Annotated in this window: 15 protein-coding genes; 5 read left to right on the top strand and 10 right to left on the bottom strand. The window is 65.8% G+C overall.

Annotated features, from left to right (window positions below; all coding sequences use genetic code 11):
• Nucleotides 1-3: 3 nt before the first annotated feature.
• Entirely contained in the window at nt 4-243 is a 240-nt protein-coding gene (locus ACTIFP_RS11415; RefSeq protein WP_439568838.1) for a hypothetical protein, read from the top strand.
• Between the two features lie 10 nt (nt 244-253).
• Here the strand turns inward: ACTIFP_RS11415 and ACTIFP_RS11410 are convergent, their stop codons facing one another.
• Complete coding sequence (locus tag ACTIFP_RS11410; protein ID WP_439568837.1) at nt 254-1,360, bottom strand: fatty acid desaturase family protein; 1,107 nt, start codon at nt 1,358-1,360, stop codon at nt 254-256.
• Between the two features lie 119 nt (nt 1,361-1,479).
• Here ACTIFP_RS11410 and ACTIFP_RS11405 point away from each other — a divergent pair, with 119 nt between their 5' ends.
• Genes ACTIFP_RS11405 through ACTIFP_RS11395 form a run of 3 tightly spaced genes read left to right on the top strand, consistent with a single transcriptional unit; the run spans nt 1,480 to nt 5,265 of the window.
• Nucleotides 1,480-2,646: an N-acetyltransferase gene (locus ACTIFP_RS11405; protein WP_439568836.1), complete on the top strand. Its 1,167-nt coding sequence runs from the start codon at nt 1,480-1,482 to the stop codon at nt 2,644-2,646.
• A 48-nt stretch (nt 2,647-2,694) separates the two neighbouring features.
• Nucleotides 2,695-4,140: a DUF1800 domain-containing protein gene (locus ACTIFP_RS11400; protein ID WP_439568835.1), complete on the top strand. Its 1,446-nt coding sequence runs from the start codon at nt 2,695-2,697 to the stop codon at nt 4,138-4,140.
• Nucleotides 4,141-4,143: 3 nt separating this feature from the next.
• Complete coding sequence (locus ACTIFP_RS11395; protein ID WP_439568834.1) at nt 4,144-5,265, top strand: DUF1501 domain-containing protein; 1,122 nt, start codon at nt 4,144-4,146, stop codon at nt 5,263-5,265.
• Here ACTIFP_RS11395 and xth read toward each other — a convergent pair.
• The 7 genes from xth to ACTIFP_RS11360 form a co-directional block, all read right to left on the bottom strand.
• Nucleotides 5,262-6,032: an exodeoxyribonuclease III gene (gene xth / locus ACTIFP_RS11390; protein WP_439568833.1), complete on the bottom strand. Its 771-nt coding sequence runs from the start codon at nt 6,030-6,032 to the stop codon at nt 5,262-5,264. The two genes, ACTIFP_RS11395 and xth, sit on opposite strands and share 4 nt — an antisense overlap.
• Nucleotides 6,033-6,237: 205 nt before the next feature.
• Nucleotides 6,238-6,579 (bottom strand): iron-sulfur cluster insertion protein ErpA, encoded by a 342-nt coding sequence (gene erpA, locus ACTIFP_RS11385; RefSeq protein WP_439568832.1) that lies wholly within the window; start codon nt 6,577-6,579, stop codon nt 6,238-6,240.
• A 101-nt stretch (nt 6,580-6,680) separates the two neighbouring features.
• The gene (locus tag ACTIFP_RS11380; protein ID WP_439568831.1) at nt 6,681-7,340 is read right to left on the bottom strand and encodes a M23 family metallopeptidase; all 660 of its coding nucleotides are present in this window, start codon (nt 7,338-7,340) and stop codon (nt 6,681-6,683) included.
• Nucleotides 7,341-7,495: 155 nt separating this feature from the next.
• The gene (locus ACTIFP_RS11375; RefSeq protein WP_439568830.1) at nt 7,496-8,287 is read right to left on the bottom strand and encodes a ferritin-like domain-containing protein; all 792 of its coding nucleotides are present in this window, start codon (nt 8,285-8,287) and stop codon (nt 7,496-7,498) included.
• Complete coding sequence (locus tag ACTIFP_RS11370; RefSeq protein ID WP_439568829.1) at nt 8,288-8,755, bottom strand: peroxiredoxin; 468 nt, start codon at nt 8,753-8,755, stop codon at nt 8,288-8,290.
• On the bottom strand, nt 8,752-11,457 hold the full coding sequence (locus ACTIFP_RS11365) for a bifunctional [glutamine synthetase] adenylyltransferase/[glutamine synthetase]-adenylyl-L-tyrosine phosphorylase (protein ID WP_439568828.1): 2,706 nt from the start codon (nt 11,455-11,457) through the stop codon (nt 8,752-8,754). The genes ACTIFP_RS11370 and ACTIFP_RS11365 overlap by 4 nt, the downstream gene beginning before the upstream one ends.
• 188 nt (nt 11,458-11,645) lie before the next feature.
• Nucleotides 11,646-12,440, bottom strand: coding sequence for a response regulator (locus tag ACTIFP_RS11360; RefSeq protein WP_439568827.1), 795 nt, complete (start codon nt 12,438-12,440; stop codon nt 11,646-11,648).
• 196 nt (nt 12,441-12,636) lie between these two features.
• Here ACTIFP_RS11360 and ACTIFP_RS11355 point away from each other — a divergent pair, with 196 nt between their 5' ends.
• Entirely contained in the window at nt 12,637-12,807 is a 171-nt protein-coding gene (locus ACTIFP_RS11355; protein WP_439568826.1) for a NepR family anti-sigma factor, read from the top strand.
• Between the two features lie 2 nt (nt 12,808-12,809).
• Here the strand turns inward: ACTIFP_RS11355 and tgt are convergent, their stop codons facing one another.
• The gene (gene tgt / locus ACTIFP_RS11350) at nt 12,810-13,934 is read right to left on the bottom strand and encodes a tRNA guanosine(34) transglycosylase Tgt (protein WP_439568825.1); all 1,125 of its coding nucleotides are present in this window, start codon (nt 13,932-13,934) and stop codon (nt 12,810-12,812) included.
• 141 nt (nt 13,935-14,075) lie between these two features.
• A complete protein-coding gene (locus ACTIFP_RS11345) occupies nt 14,076-14,564 on the bottom strand; it encodes a hemerythrin domain-containing protein (RefSeq protein ID WP_439568824.1) in 489 nt (162 codons plus the stop codon).
• Nucleotides 14,565-14,601 lie beyond the last annotated feature (37 nt).

The following is a 14,601-nucleotide window of genomic DNA, read 5'->3' as shown; positions in this document are numbered from 1 at the left end:
CTTTTGGGCAACGCCGAACTCGACGAGCATCTTTTGGCCGCTTGTGATGAACGCTGGCGAAAAGTCGCATTCGTTTTGTCGACAGCCCTATCAACCACCGGGCTGGACGATAAAGATTGGGGCGGTCGCGCTTTGACCAAGCGCCTTCTTGTTCTCGGGAGGAAGCGCCAGCTCGATTTAGCGGGCAACGTCTACAACTGGCGGGCGAGCGAAGTTCGCCTTCGTCCTGACCGCTCAGAATAGCCTTCGAGTTTTAAGCGGCAGCGCCGCGCGCCGACCCCGCCACCAGATTCATCACCAGCTTCGGCAGGCTGTCGTAATTCGCGCCATGATATTGCGAATCGGTCGGCAGCACGTCCTTCAACCGGCGGTGCGCTTCGGCGAGCGCATGGTAGGGGACGCCAGGCAGCAGATGATGCAGCGCATGATAGCGCAGCCCCACCGGCGCCCACAGTTCGGGCAGCAGGCCCGGCGGCGGCACATTGACGCTGTCGAGGAACTGGCCGGTCACGGTCAGCACATCGCCGTCATTCTCCCAAAGATGCGCGACGAGCGTGCGGATCTGGTTGAGCACCAGCGTCGCGGCGGCGATCGCGCCAAAGATCAGCAGCGCGCGCAGCGGCACCCAGCCGAAAACGCCCGCGGCGATCAGCAGGCTCGACCACGCCCACGCGCCGCCTTCCTGCCACGCCCACTGGCGGCGAAACTCGCCCTCGGGCGGCTTGCGGCGGAACAGCGGGTTGATGATCAGCCCCGAATAACGCTCCATCACCACCCGGCGCAGCGGCGGGATCAGGAACGACAGTGGGGTCAGCACGGCGTAGCGGACGAGCAGCGCGAGCGGTGCCAGCGCCGCGGTGACCACGAACAGCGGCACCGTCCATGGCTTCATCAGCGCGAGCGGCAGATATTCGGGATCCTCGACCGTGCCATATTTGGTGCGGTTGTGGTGCAGGCTGTGGATGCCCTCGTACATGAACGACGGGATCAGCAGCGGCACCCCGACAAGCATGTTCCAGGCAAGCCGAAAGCCCGGCAGCGCGTTTTTGCGAATATGCGTCAGTTCGTGAATGAAGCTGCCGGCGCGGTAGAGCGCGAGGATCGCGGCCAGCGCAGCGGCGAGCGCCCACGCCGTCGTCGGCGCCAAAATCGCCGCCGCGACGCCGGTATAGCCGATGAACGCCGACGCCAGAAAGTCGGTCCAATAGATGCGCGGGCTTGGCGTCGTCAGGTCGCGCGTCAGCTCCGACGCGGCGCGGATCATTGCCATGTCGTCGGCGATCGCCGACTTCGGGATTTTGGTCGCCACGGGCGCGAAAGGTGTCGCGATCCGATCGGCCGGGGGATTGATCGTCGTCATAACCTGCACTCTTCATCATGATTTCGTGGCAGCAAAATGGCCAAATGCGGGTCGCCAGCGCTGCGGCGATGCCGTAATGCGGCCTCATCGATATAGGGTTGGCATTTCAGGAAACCAGTATGAGCGGACAATCGGACGGCCCGATCACCATCCACCCGGTCAAGGACAAGGGCGACACGCGCGAGTTTGTCGAGCTCGCATTTCGGCTCAATCGCGGCGATCCGGCGTGGGTGCCGCCGCTGAAGGGCGAGGTTTATAACCTGCTGACCCCGGGCAAGAATCCGTGGTTCGAACATGGCAGGGCGCAATTATTCCTCGCGCGCCGCAATGGCCGTACCGTCGGGCGGATTTCGGCGCATATCGACGACCTCGCACTCGCCCAGCCCGCCGATCAGGGCATGGGTCCGGGCACCGGCAACTGGGGCCTGCTCGAGGCCGAGGACGAGGAAACCGCCCGCGCGCTGCTCGCCGCCGCCGAGGACTGGCTGCGCGGTCAGGGAATGCACCGCGCGCTCGGCCCGCTGTCGATTTCGGTGTGGGACGAACCCGGGTTGCTGATCGAAGGATTCGACAACCGCCCGACGGTGATGATGGGGCACAACAGCCCGCTCTATCGCGGCTGGATCGAAGGCACCGGCTATCGCCCGATCAAGCAGCTCATCAACTATGACGTGTATGTCAAAGAAGGCTTTTCGCCGCTCGTGAACCGCATCGTCGCGGCGGGCGAAAAGAACGCGCGCATCCGCATCCGCAAGGTCGACAAGAAAAATTTCGACGCCGAAGCAGCCTTGATCATGGGGCTGCTCAACGATGCCTGGTCGGACAATTGGGGCTTCGTGCCGCTGACCGACAGCGAAATCGCCTTTGTCGGCAAAAAGCTGAAGACGATCGTGTTCGAGGATCTGGTCCGCGTCGCCGAACTCGACGGAGAGGCGGTGGCGTTCATCATCGTACTGCCCAACATCAACGAATTGCTGATCGACATGGACGGTTCGCTACTGCCGTTCAACTGGGCTCGATTGCTGTGGTGGCTGCGCAAGCCCAAAAGCCGCACCCTGCGCGTGCCGTTGATGGGGGTCACCAAAAAACTGCAGAACAGCCGCATGGCGAGCACCCTGGCGTTCATGATGATCGAGCTGATCCGCCGCGATGCGGTGCGCGATTATGGCACCGAGCGCGGCGACATCGGCTGGGTGCTCGACGATAATCAGGGGATGAACGCGGTCGCCGAGGCGATCGATGCCAAGGTTAACCGCGTGTATCAAATCTACGACAAAATGCTCTGACGGCTGGGACAGCTTTGCGACAAAATGGGGCCATCGTGCGTTTGGGGCATGAAAGGCTTTGTTATGGCAGTCCAATATCTTGCCGCAAACCGCTTCGGCCTGGGTCGCCGCTATGACGATCCGGCGATCGGCGACGCCAAAGCCTGGCTGACGCGCCAGCTTGGCGACTATGACCCCGCGCCCGCCGCATTGACCGCGCTCGCGGGCCGCGCGGTGATCGCCGCCGCTTATGTCGAATATCGCGAGGATCGCCAGGCGATGCGCCGCGAGGCGGCCGACATGCCGATGAGTGACGCCGAAAAGGGCATGGACCCCGAATTGCGGCGGCTGGCGCGCTCAGCGATCCGGCGTCATTATGTCGATGCCACCGCGGCGCGGCTGACCGCAGCGGTCGCGACCCCGACCCCCTTCGCCGAACGGCTCGTCCATTTCTGGGCCAATCATTTCGCGGTGTCGGCGGACAAGCAGACGGTGATCGGCTTTGTCGGCAATTATGAGAATGAGGCGATCCGCCCGCATATCATGGGCAAGTTCGCCGACCTGTTGATCGCTGCGGTGCGTCATCCCGCGATGCTGCTGTACCTCGATCAGGCGCAGAGTTTCGGCCCCGACAGCGCGTTCGCGACCCGCGTCCGCAACCGTGGTAACCGCCAGGCGCCGGGGCTGAACGAAAATCTGGCGCGCGAGATATTGGAGCTGCACACGCTGGGGGTGCGGACGGGTTATACGCAGGCCGACGTCACCGGCTTTGCCAAGGCGCTCACCGGGCTGACCGTCGCCGGGCTGGGCCGCGGGGCGGGCCAGCGGCTGATGCCCGCCGATGCCGAACCGGGCGCGACGGTGTTTATCGCGCCGCTGCACGAACCCGGCGCGCAGACCGTGCTGTGCCGGCGCTATGACGCCGCCGGCGCCGGGCAAGCCGAAGCGGTGCTGCGCGATTTGGCCGTCCACCCCGCCACCGCGCGCCACATCGCGACCAAGCTGGCGCGCCATTTCACCGCCGACGATCCGCCCGCGGCGCTGGTCGATCGGCTGGCTGCCGATTTCGTCAAGACCGGCGGCGACCTGTCGTCGCTCTACCGCACCCTTGTCGCATCACCCGAACCCTGGGCCGCGGCGCCGACGCTGTTCAAATCGCCGTGGGACTGGACGGTGTCGATGCTGCGCGCGCTGAAAATCCCGGCGCTGGGCGAAAGACAGAATGTCGCGGCGATGTTCACCCAGCTGGGCCAGCCGATCTGGCGCCCCGGATCGCCCGCGGGGTACGACGACAAGGTCGCGACCTGGGCCGGATCGGCGGCGCTGATGCAGCGCGTCGAATTGGCGAGCCGGATCGCGGGGCGGATCGGCGATCGCGCCGACGCGCGTCAGCTGGCGCCGCTTGTCCTTGCCGATGCGCTGACCCCAGCGACCGGGCAAGCGATCGCCCGCGCCGACAGTCCGGGACAGGGCATCGCGATGCTGTTCGCCAGCCCGGCCTTTTTGCGGAGATAGACGATGACCCTTTCCCGCCGTTCGATCATCCTGTCGGGCATCACCGTCGCCGCGGCAGGTGCGCTGCCCGGCTTTGCCTATGCCGCGGCGGCGACGCCGAAGCGGCTGGTCTTCATCATCCAGCGCGGCGCCGCCGACGGGCTGGCGACAGTGGCGCCGATCGGTGACCCGGCATTTGCTGCGGCGCGCCGGACACTCGCCGATGAAACCGCGGGCGGGGCCAAGCTCGATGCGATGTTCACGCTGCATCCGGCGCTCGTCACGACCGCGGGACTCTACACCGGCAGCCAAGCGCATTTCGCTCACGCCGTCGCCACAGCCTATCGCGACCGGTCGCATTTCGACGGGCAGAATATGCTCGAGGGCGGCGGGGCGCGGCCCTATGGCCGCGCCGACGGCTGGGTCGGGCGGCTGCTGACTTTGCTTCCCGCCGCCCAGCGTGACGCGCTGGCGATCGCCCCCGCGGTGCCGCTGGCGCTGCGCGGCACGGTCCAGGTCGGCACCTATGCGCCGAGCCGCCTGCCGCAGGCCGACGGCGACCTGATCGCGCGGTTGTCGGCGCTCTACGCCGACGACAAGCTGCTCCACCCGCTGTGGGACAGCGCGGTCAAGACGCAGGAACTGGCGAGCGACATCGGCGGAAACAACGGCCGCAACGGCGCCGATCTGGGCAAGCTCGCGGCGTCGCTGATGCTGCCCGCTGACGGCGCGCGGGTGATGATGGTCGAAACCGGCGGCTGGGATACGCACAGCGCCCAGCGCGGGCGGCTGAACGCACAATTGCGCGGGCTCGATCAGCTGGTCGGCGCGTTGCAGACCGGGCTCGGTCCGGCGTGGAACGACACGCTGGTGATTGTCGCGACCGAATTCGGGCGGACGGTCGAGGTCAACGGCACCGGCGGCACCGATCATGGCACCGCATCGACCGCGATGCTGCTCGGCGGCGGGCTGGCGGCGGGGGGCAAGGTGTCGGCCGACTGGCCGGGGCTGGCGGCTTCAGCGCGCTATGACGGGCGCGATCTCAAACCGACGCGGTCGCTGGAAAGCGTCATCGCGGCAGCGGTAGCGCATCATTATGCGCTCGACCCGAAACGGGTGATGACGGTGCTCTATCCCGACGCTTAGCTGAGCACCGCCCACGTCGGCGCATGGTCGCTCGCTTTTTCGCGACCGCGGTGATCCTTGTCGACTCCCGCATCGACCAGCCGGTCGGCAAGCGCCGGGCTGAGCAGCAGATGATCGATGCGAAAGCCGTGATCGCGCTGCCAGCCGCCCGCCTGATAGTCCCAGAAGGTCCAGACATGGCCGCCGGGATGGCGGCTGCGGATTGCATCGGTCCAGCCGTCGCCAAGCAGGCGGAACCACGCGTCGCGCGATTCGGGCTGCATCAGCGCATCGGTCGCCATGACGCGCGGATCCCACACATCGTCGTCGTGCGGGATGACGTTGTAATCGCCGGTCAGGATCGTCGGGATTTCGGCGGCAAGCAGGAATTTCGCACGCTCGCGCAACCGTGCCATCCAGCGCAGCTTGTAATCGAATTTCGGCCCCGGCTGCGGGTTGCCGTTGGGCAGATAGATTGACGCGACGCGCAGCCCGTGAACATCGGCCTCCAGATAGCGCGACTGTTCGTCCTCATCCTCGCCCGCAAGGCCGCGCTGCGTCTCCACCGGCTGCGTGCCCTTGGCGAGGATCGCGACGCCGTTGAAGCCCTTTTGGCCATGGTAGAGAAAGCCATAACCCGCCGCCTCGATCTCCTTGGTCGGCATTGTCTCGTCGCTCGATTTCAGTTCCTGCAAGCAAGCGACATCGGGCTGCGTTTCCTCAAGCCATTCGATCAGCCGCGGCAGGCGGGCCTTGATCCCGTTGATGTTGAAGGTCGCGATTTTCATGGGGCACCTATGGCAGCAAGCCGGCGCCGATCCCAGCCCCTTCGTCACCCTGAACTTGTTCGCCCTTTATCGCTTTTCGGGCAAGTATCTGTTCCCCGGCGAAAGCCGGGGCCCAGGGCACCCGAGAACAGGCGTCGCTCTATGACGCCCTGGGCCCCGGCTTTCGCCGGGGAACAGCTCTTCATTTGACCTGAAGGGAGATGTTCTAAATCGAGAAGCTGGACCCGCAGCCGCAGCCCGAAGCGGCGTTGGGATTTTCGACCTTGAACGACGATCCGCCGAGCGAATCGACAAAATCGACGATGCAGCCGCGGACCAGGTCGATGCTGATCGGATCGACGACCAGCTTTACCCCGTCGGTTTCGGTGACGATGTCATCGGCATCGATGCCTTCGGCGAGGCCGAAGCGATAGGTGAAGCCCGAGCAGCCACCACCATCGACAGCAAGGCGCAGCGCCGCGTCAGCCTCGCCCTTGCGGTCGGCGATCCAGCGGACGCGCGCCGCGGCGGCGGGCGACAGGGTGATATCGGAAAGCTGCGTGGCCATAGGCGTTAGATAGGCGCTTTGTTTCAAATGAAAAGGGCGCCGCGACGGTTATCCCGCCTGGCGCCCCTCCTCTCCGACCCAGGAAAGCTCGTCATTATCTCTTATTCGGGACCGCCCATCGCGACATCTTTGCCGGTGATCGCGGCGATCGCCATTTGGTCCGACCGCACGAACGGCATCGGATTGACCGGTGCGCCTTCGATGCGGACTTCGTAATGTAGATGGTTGCCGGTCGAACGGCCGGTCGAACCGACGTAGCCGAGAACGTCACCCTTTTTCACCGACTGGCCGGGAATGACGACATAAGAAGACATATGGCCGTAGCGCGTCTGGATGGCGTTGCCATGTTCGACCTCGACATAATTGCCATAGCCGCCAAGGCGCTGGGCGCGGCCGACGATGCCGTCGGCGGTCGCGTAAATCGGGGTGCCGTGCGGCGCCGGGATGTCGATGCCATTGTGGCGAGCGACCTTGCCGGTGACCGGGTGGACGCGCATGCCGTACGACGACGACAGCGACATCTGGTCGATCGGGCGGCGCGAGGGCACCGCAACGCCGATCGAGGCGGTCAGCCCGGTGTCGAGACGCTTCCACGCCTGGAAAATTGCGCGGGCCTCGCTGTCCTCGCCAGCCGCGGGAACGCCAGCGGTGAAGCTGTCGTCATCGGGTTCGTCGGGTGCGATAATGCCGGCATCGGCGCTGGTTTCGGCAGCGTGGACGGCGGGAGAGGCCAGTCCGAAACATGCTGCGGCGCAGATCATTGCGACTTGATGCAACTTCTGCGTCAGAAGAGTGTTTATCAAAATACGACCCCGCGTGTGCCATGTCGCCAAAGTCATAAAGAGGCTTTGGCGCCGGTGTTTGTTGGTTTGGATGATTGCTCATCCCCCGCGAAGCCTGTCTGCTATCCCAATGGTTAAGACGCAATAACACTATAGTATTCTTGCGTCAGACCGGCGTCGTGGCGCGCCGAGTCGTTGAACGGAGCCTTCAGAGCCCCGCGAAAGCGCGCCTTTACGAGGGTGTGCCACGTTTCAACGGCGTTGAATCCCCGTTCGTCGCACATCCAGCCAAACCAGACTGTGCCCGCGCGCACATGGCGGATTTCATCCTCGCAAATACGCGATAAAATCTGCGCCGACGCGTCGTCACCGGCTTCGCGAAAGCGCGCGATCGTCGGCGGGGTGACGTCGAGCCCGCGCGCTTCGAGCACCATCGGCACGATCGCGAGCCGCGCCAGCACGTCGTCGGCGGTAACCTGTGCTGCTTCCCATAGTCCCGCATGCGCGGGCAGCGCGCCATAATGGCTGCCCAGCGCGCGCAGGCGCCGGTCGAGCAGCGCAAAGTGCATGGCCTCGTCGGCGGCGACGCCAATCCAGTCATCGGCAAACTCGCGCGGAAATTCGTCGCCGAAGCGGCCCACGAGGTCGATCGCCAGATCGATTGCGACGAATTCGATATGCGCGAGCGCGTGGAGCAGCGCGATGCGGCCGCGTTCGGAGCCGCCCTTGCCGCGCCGCGGCATCCGGCTGGGTTCGAGCAGTTCGGGCGCCGCCGGCCACGCGGGCGTGTCGGGCATCGCCGTGTCGCAGCGATGCGCAAGCTGCCCCTGCCGCCAGGCCCGTGCCAGACCGCGCGCGGCGCGGCGCTTGTCGTGCGGGTCCGGCGTCAGCAGGACCGCCCGCGCGGCTTCACCCAAACTCTGCATTTACAGCGCCTTTGCCGCCTCCAGCACCGCTTCGGCATGGCCTTTGACGCGCACCTTGCGCCACTCCTTCGCCAGCTTGCCGTCGGCGCCGAACAGGAAGGTCGAGCGTTCGATCCCCATATAGGTGCGCCCGTAATTCTGCTTTTCGACCCAGGTGCCGAACGCTTCGCACACCGCGCCGTCCTCGTCGGAAGCAAGGCGGACGGTCAGGCCATATTTATCGCGAAACTTGCACAGCTTTGCCGGTGCGTCGCGCGACACCGCGAGTACTTGTGCATGGAGATGCGCGAATTCGGGCGCGAGGCGGGTGAAGTCCTGCGCCTCGACGGTGCAGCCCGGCGTATCGGCCTTGGGGTAGAAATAGACGACGAGCGGCGCGCCCGCCATCGCGGCAAGATCGATCGCCCGTCCATCGGCATCGAGAAGCTTCACCGCGGGAATGGCATCGCCCAACTTCAGACCGCTCATTTTTCACTCTCCTGCTGCGGGCGAATCGACGCCCACCAGTCGGCAATCTCCTGCCGCGCCGCATCATGCGCGGCAAGCAGTTGCGGCCAGCCGGGTTCGCCGCATTGGCTCGCCACCAGTTGCCGCGCCGCGGCGGTCGGCGGCTCACCCTCGGGCGCGGTCAGCCGCAGCATCACGAGCATTCGCGCGAGCAGGCCGTGCGCCTCGCACACCCCGTCGGGCGCCAGCCCCGCGGCCTTCAAACAGCCGAGCGCCGCGGCAATATTGGGATCGTGGCACTGGCCGCTGGCGAGCTGGGTCACCTGCATCGCAAATTCCAGGTCGACGAGCCCGCCCGGGCCGCCCTTGATGTCGAGCGCGCCGGTCGCGGGTTTGTGCGCGGCGATCTTGCCGCGCATTTCGGCAGCATCGGCGGCAAGCTTGGCCGGGTCGCGCGGGATCGCCAGCAGATCGGCAATGATCCGCTCGACCTCGGCGCGCGCTGCGCTCGACCCATAGACCGGCCGCGCACGGAGCAGCGCCATATGCTCCCACGTCCACGCTTCCTCGCGCTGATAGCGTTCGAAGCTGTCGAGCGTCACGACCAGCGGCCCCTGCGCGCCCTGTGGCCGCAGCCGCGTGTCGACGTCGTACAGCTTGCCCGCCGCGGTCGGCACCGACATTGCCGCGGTCACCCGCTGCGCGAGGCGATTGTAATAGGTCGTCGCGCCGAGCGGGCGCGATCCGTCGGATTCGGCGAGATGGTCGCCGGTGAACAGATAGATGAGGTCGAGATCCGACGCGTGGGTCAGCGCCCTGCCCCCGAGCCGTCCGAGCGCGAGGACGATCAACTCGCTGTCGGCGATCCGTCCATGCGCCGCGACAAATTCGGCCACCGTCGCATCGGCGAGCACGCCGAGCGCCGCCTCCGCCAGTTCGGAATAGCCGCAGGCGATCGTCAGCGGATCGGTCGCGCCCGCGACGAGTTGCACCCCATAGGCAAAGCGCCGTTCGCCGACCTGATCGCGGACGCGGTCGAGCAATCGTTCATAGTCGAGCGCCGCCAGCCCCGGTCCCCATTCGGCGCGCAGCTGTTCCATGGTCGCGGGCGCGTCGAAGGCGCGGCTGTCGATCAGCCCCTCGATCAGCTGCGCCCGCACCCCGAGCGCATCGGCAAGCGTCGGCGCGAGCGCAAGGATGCGCGTCGCAATCCGCGCCAACGCCGGTTGCGCGGCGAGCAGGTGGAAAAAATTGATCGCGCTGGGCAGCCTCGCAACCAGCTTGTCGAAACGGGTTAGCGTCGCTTGCGGATCGGGCGCCGCGCCCAGCGCCTTGACCAGTTCGGGCAGCATGGTTTCGAGCGCATCGAGCGCCGCCGGGCTGCGCAGCGCGCGCAATTTCCCGCCGCGCCATTCGGCGATCGTGCGCAGCGCGGCGCCGGGCGGGTCGAATCCCGCCGCGAGCAGCACCGCCGCTAGTCCGTCGTCGTCGCGCGGCAGGCCGGTGGCCACCGCGCGTTCGGCGACGAGCCGATCGTAGCAAGCTCCGACATCGGCCGCGACAGGTTCGAGCATCGCCAGCAGCGCCGCGCCATCGGTTGCGCCATCGAGCCGCGCGACACAATCGAGCGCGGCGGGCTGGACCGGCAGGCCATGCGTCTGCTGATCCTCGACCATCTGCAACCGATGTTCGATCCGGCGCAACGTCCGATAATGGCCCGACAGCCGGTCTGCATCATCCGCCTCGATCCGCCCCGCCGCGGCGAGCGCCGCCAGCGCATCGACCGTTGCAGGGACGCGCAGCGACGGGTCGCGCCCGCCATAGATCAGTTGGTGAACTTGCGCGAAAAACTCAATCTCGCGGATACCGCCGCGCCCGCGCTTCAGGTCGTAACCCGGCCCGAACGCCTGCCCCTGCGCAAAATGGTCGCGGATCCGGTCGCTCATCGCGCCGATTTCCTTGAGCTGGCGGAAATCGAGGCTGCGCCGCCAGATGAAGGGCTGGATCGCGGCAAGGAAGCGTTTCCCCAGCACGCGGTCGCCCGCCGACGCGCGGCTGCGAATGAACGCCGCCTGCTCCCACGCCAAGGCTTCGGATTCATAATAGGAAATCGCGGCGTCGATCGGCAGCACGACCGGGGTCACCTCGGGATGCGGCCGCAGGCGGAGGTCGACGCGCAGCACATGGCCGTCGCCGGTGCGCGCCGACAATATTTCGGTCATCCGCCGCGCGATCCGCACTGCCGCCTCGGTCGGGTCGTCGCGCTGGCGACGCGGCAGCGTGTCGGGGTCGAAGATCAGGATCGGGTCGATGTCCGACGAATAGTTGAGCTCGTGGCTGCCGAGCTTGCCCAGCGCGATCACCGACAGGCCGCGCGGTTCCTCACCGGGCACACGTTCGGCAAAGGCAGCGGCGAGCGCGGCGTCACACGCCTGATCGGCAAAATCGGACAGCAGCCGAGTGGTGGTCGCTACGTCATGCTCGCCCGACAGATCGCCGAGCGCGAGCAGCAATGCGATGCGGCCGCGCCACTGGCGCAGCGCGCGCATGATGTCGTCGCCTGCCACCGGCGCGGACACCGCCGCCAGTGCGGCATCGGTGCCGTCGACGAGGAAACGCGTGACGTCGCCGGGGTTGATCTCCGCCAGCCGCGCGAGAAAGGGCGCGTTGGCGGTCAGGCGGTCGAGCGCCGACTGGCGGCGGGAAGCGTCGAGAAGGGTCATCGATCTTGGCTATCGCCCGCCACAAATGAGGTAGCAACCCCTACCCCGTCATTGCGAGCCCTTCGACTGCCTTGCAGGCGCTCAGGACAAACTTCCGCTTTGCGGAAACGAAGCAATCCAGGGCGGTTTACGCAGGCTCTGGATTGCTTCGCTACGCTCGCAATGACGATGGATTTAGGAGCCGCCCCTCAGGCTGGCACCGTGCTTTCGTCGAAGAACAGCACCTGCGAAATCGCCGCGCGCAGCGTCGCCGGCTGGTACGGCTTGGTCAGCAGGAAGGCCGGTTCGGGGCGGTCGCCGGTCAGCAGCCGTTCGGGGAAGGCGGTGATAAAGATGACCGGCACTTTCAGCGCGGTCAGGATTTCCTGCACCGCTTCGATCCCAGAGCTGTTGTCGGCGAGCTGGATGTCAGCGAGGACGAGGCCCGGTTGATGCTTCTGCGCTTCGGCGACGGCCTCGCGATGCGTAGTGGCGACCGCAACGACGTCATGCCCCAGGTCGCGCACGATCATTTCGATGTCCATCGCAATGATCGGTTCGTCTTCAATGATCAGGATGCGCGCGCGGGTCTGGCGGTCGATTTCGTCGGTCGCCTCGACGATCAGCGTCGCCACCGCATCGGCATCGCGGCCGATGATGCGGCCGGTGTCCTCGGCATTGAACCCCTCGACCGCGGTCAGCAGCAGCGCCTGCCGCGCCAGCGACGGAATGCGGCGCAGGCGCGCGTCGGCGATCGCGATGTCAGTGAGGTCGGCAGCGTCGCCCGCCGCGGCAGCTTCGGCCATCAGCCCGAAATTGTCATGCACCATCCGGTAAAGCTGGATCCTGAGGTCGCTACCGGTATCGACCGCGCCGGGGTTCGCGACCAATGTTTCGAGCAGGCGCGCGACCAGCGCGTCGCCATTTTGCTGGCTCCCCGAAATCGCCCGACCATAGCGCCGCAGATATGGAAGATGCGGCGCGATCGCCTGACCCAATGACATAATTTCCCTCCTGATACGGGTCTTAACCCGCAGAAAAACCGGCGAACGCGGTAAAAACCGGCGCCGGCCGACATAATTTCACCCCATGGGAACGATTTAGCCGCAAATTAGTTTCATGGGGAAGAACAAACGCGCCATTGCGGTTTGATAAATGCGCGGTTAGCAACAGGCCCCATGTTAAGCGGATGCCCCGATAATGTCGCCTAAAACCGGTTCGCCACGCGGCGAGACGTCGGCAAAGGGCGTGGAGAAAAAAACTTCGACCAAGGGGCAGGACGTCAACGGCGCCCTGCGCCGCGCGTATGAATCGACCGTCGATGAGACGATCCCCCAGTCGCTGCTGGATCTTTTGAGCAAGCTCGACTGACGTCAGCGCCGGTAGCGCGCGTCGAAATCGCTTTGAAAAGCTGCGAATTTTCCGGCCGCGATGGCATCGCGCATCGCCTGCATCAGCGCCTGATAGAAATGCAGATTATGCTGCGTCATCAGCATCGCGCCCAGCATTTCGCCCGACCGGACAAGGTGATGCAGATAGGCGCGCGACCAGGTCGTACACACCGGACAGGCGCATGACGCATCGAGCGGCGATTGATCCTCGGCAAATTTCGCATTGCGGATGTTGATCGGCCCGTCCCAGGTAAAGGCCTGCCCGTTGCGGCCCGAGCGTGTCGGCAGTACGCAATCGAACATGTCGACCCCGCGCGCGACCGCGCCGACCAGATCGTCGGGCTTGCCGACCCCCATCAGATAGCGCGGCTTGTCGGCGGGCAGTTGCGTCGGCGCATAGTCGAGCACGCCGAACATCGCCGCCTGCCCCTCGCCGACCGCCAGGCCGCCGATCGCATAGCCGTCGAAGCCGATGTCGATCAGCGCCGCGGCTGATCGTGCGCGCAGCTTTTCGTCAAGCGAGCCCTGCTGGATGCCGAACAGGGCCGAGCGCGCCGCATGCTCGCCGCCCGCATCGAACCCGGCGCGGCTGCGCGCCGCCCAGCGCATCGAGCGGTCCATGCTCACCTCGGCGCGTTTCGCGTCCACCCCGTTCGGCGGGCATTCGTCGAACGCCATCACGATGTCGCTGCCGAGCAGACGCTGGATTTCCATCGATCGTTCGGGGGTGAGCATGTGGCGCGAGCCGTCGAGGTGGCTTTTGAACGCAACCCCCTCTTCGCTCTGCTTGGTCAGCGCCGACAGGCTCATCACCTGATAGCCGCCGCTGTCGGTCAGGATCGGCCGGTCCCAGCCCATGAAATTGTGCAGCCCGCCGAGCCGCGCCATCCGTTCGGCGGTCGGGCGCAGCATCAGATGATAGGTGTTGCCAAGGATGATGTCGGCGCCGGTGGCGCGCACCTCGGCGGGGCGCATCGCCTTCACCGTCGCCGCGGTGCCGACCGGCATGAAGGCGGGGGTGCGGATCTCGCCGCGCTGCATCGCTATCGTGCCGGTGCGCGCGGCGCCGTCGGTCGCGGCAATGGAAAAGGCGAATCTTGCGGTCATCGCGCGCGCCTATGGCGGGATAGGCCGGCAAAGTCGAGGTTTCGCCTCTGGTTCGTCATCCCGGCGAAGGCCGGGATCTCGACGTCGATGCCATACGCACCGGCGAGATCCCGGCCTTCGCCGGGATGACGGAAGATTGGCCTATTCCTTCTCGTCGTCGCTCGACGGTTCATCGGCGGCGGCCTTGGCCTTTTCCTTCGGCTTTTCCTTTTCAAAGATCGCTAGCAGCTCCTTCTGCTTCGCCGCGGACAACCCCTCTTCGGCCTCGGGGAACATCTCGTCCTCTTCCTCCTCGATATGGTGGAGATAGCGGTGCTTCATCGTGCGAAACCGCGTCAGCCACCCGGTCGAGGCGAAGTCCATTTCGTAAAGTTCGGTGAGCAGATCGTCGATTTCCTTATGCTCCGACACGCTGTGCTGCGCGTCTTCGCGCAGGTCGGGCTTGCCGAGCATCGTCGCATAGAGCGACATTTCTTCGGACGCGGCGTGCGCGGTCACCTCGACGCGAAACGCTTCGAACAGCTTTTCGCGTTCGGGGCTGTCGCCCTGGGTTTCGTCGATCTGGTCGAGCAGCTTGCGGTGGCGATCGTGGTCAGCCTTCAGCCGGGCAAAGATTTTCGTGTCGGCCATGTTCGTCTCCTTCGCGGAGCAGAACGGGCAATCCGAA

Source organism: Sphingopyxis sp. (assembly GCF_051861155.1).
Classification (GTDB): Bacteria; Pseudomonadota; Alphaproteobacteria; order Sphingomonadales; family Sphingomonadaceae; genus Sphingopyxis.
The sequence above is the reverse complement of the archived record's forward strand: the minus strand, read 5'-3'. Positions and strand labels throughout refer to the sequence as shown.

What these genes read in the sequence shown, in the direction of transcription:
- ACTIFP_RS11400 (WP_439568835.1), top strand. Translation starts at nt 2,695, where the DNA reads ATGAAAGGCTTTGTTATGGCAGTCCAATATCTTGCCGCAAACCGCTTC.
- ACTIFP_RS11345 (WP_439568824.1), bottom strand. Translation starts at nt 14,564, where the DNA reads ATGGCCGACACGAAAATCTTTGCCCGGCTGAAGGCTGACCACGATCGC.
- tgt (WP_439568825.1), bottom strand. Translation starts at nt 13,934, where the DNA reads ATGACCGCAAGATTCGCCTTTTCCATTGCCGCGACCGACGGCGCCGCG.
- ACTIFP_RS11380 (WP_439568831.1), bottom strand. Translation starts at nt 7,340, where the DNA reads ATGATCTGCGCCGCAGCATGTTTCGGACTGGCCTCTCCCGCCGTCCAC.
- ACTIFP_RS11360 (WP_439568827.1), bottom strand. Translation starts at nt 12,440, where the DNA reads ATGTCATTGGGTCAGGCGATCGCGCCGCATCTTCCATATCTGCGGCGC.
- ACTIFP_RS11365 (WP_439568828.1), bottom strand. Translation starts at nt 11,457, where the DNA reads ATGACCCTTCTCGACGCTTCCCGCCGCCAGTCGGCGCTCGACCGCCTG.
- ACTIFP_RS11370 (WP_439568829.1), bottom strand. Translation starts at nt 8,755, where the DNA reads ATGAGCGGTCTGAAGTTGGGCGATGCCATTCCCGCGGTGAAGCTTCTC.
- xth (WP_439568833.1), bottom strand. Translation starts at nt 6,032, where the DNA reads ATGAAAATCGCGACCTTCAACATCAACGGGATCAAGGCCCGCCTGCCG.
- ACTIFP_RS11375 (WP_439568830.1), bottom strand. Translation starts at nt 8,287, where the DNA reads ATGCAGAGTTTGGGTGAAGCCGCGCGGGCGGTCCTGCTGACGCCGGAC.
- ACTIFP_RS11395 (WP_439568834.1), top strand. Translation starts at nt 4,144, where the DNA reads ATGACCCTTTCCCGCCGTTCGATCATCCTGTCGGGCATCACCGTCGCC.
- erpA (WP_439568832.1), bottom strand. Translation starts at nt 6,579, where the DNA reads ATGGCCACGCAGCTTTCCGATATCACCCTGTCGCCCGCCGCCGCGGCG.
- ACTIFP_RS11405 (WP_439568836.1), top strand. Translation starts at nt 1,480, where the DNA reads ATGAGCGGACAATCGGACGGCCCGATCACCATCCACCCGGTCAAGGAC.
- ACTIFP_RS11355 (WP_439568826.1), top strand. Translation starts at nt 12,637, where the DNA reads ATGTCGCCTAAAACCGGTTCGCCACGCGGCGAGACGTCGGCAAAGGGC.
- ACTIFP_RS11410 (WP_439568837.1), bottom strand. Translation starts at nt 1,360, where the DNA reads ATGACGACGATCAATCCCCCGGCCGATCGGATCGCGACACCTTTCGCG.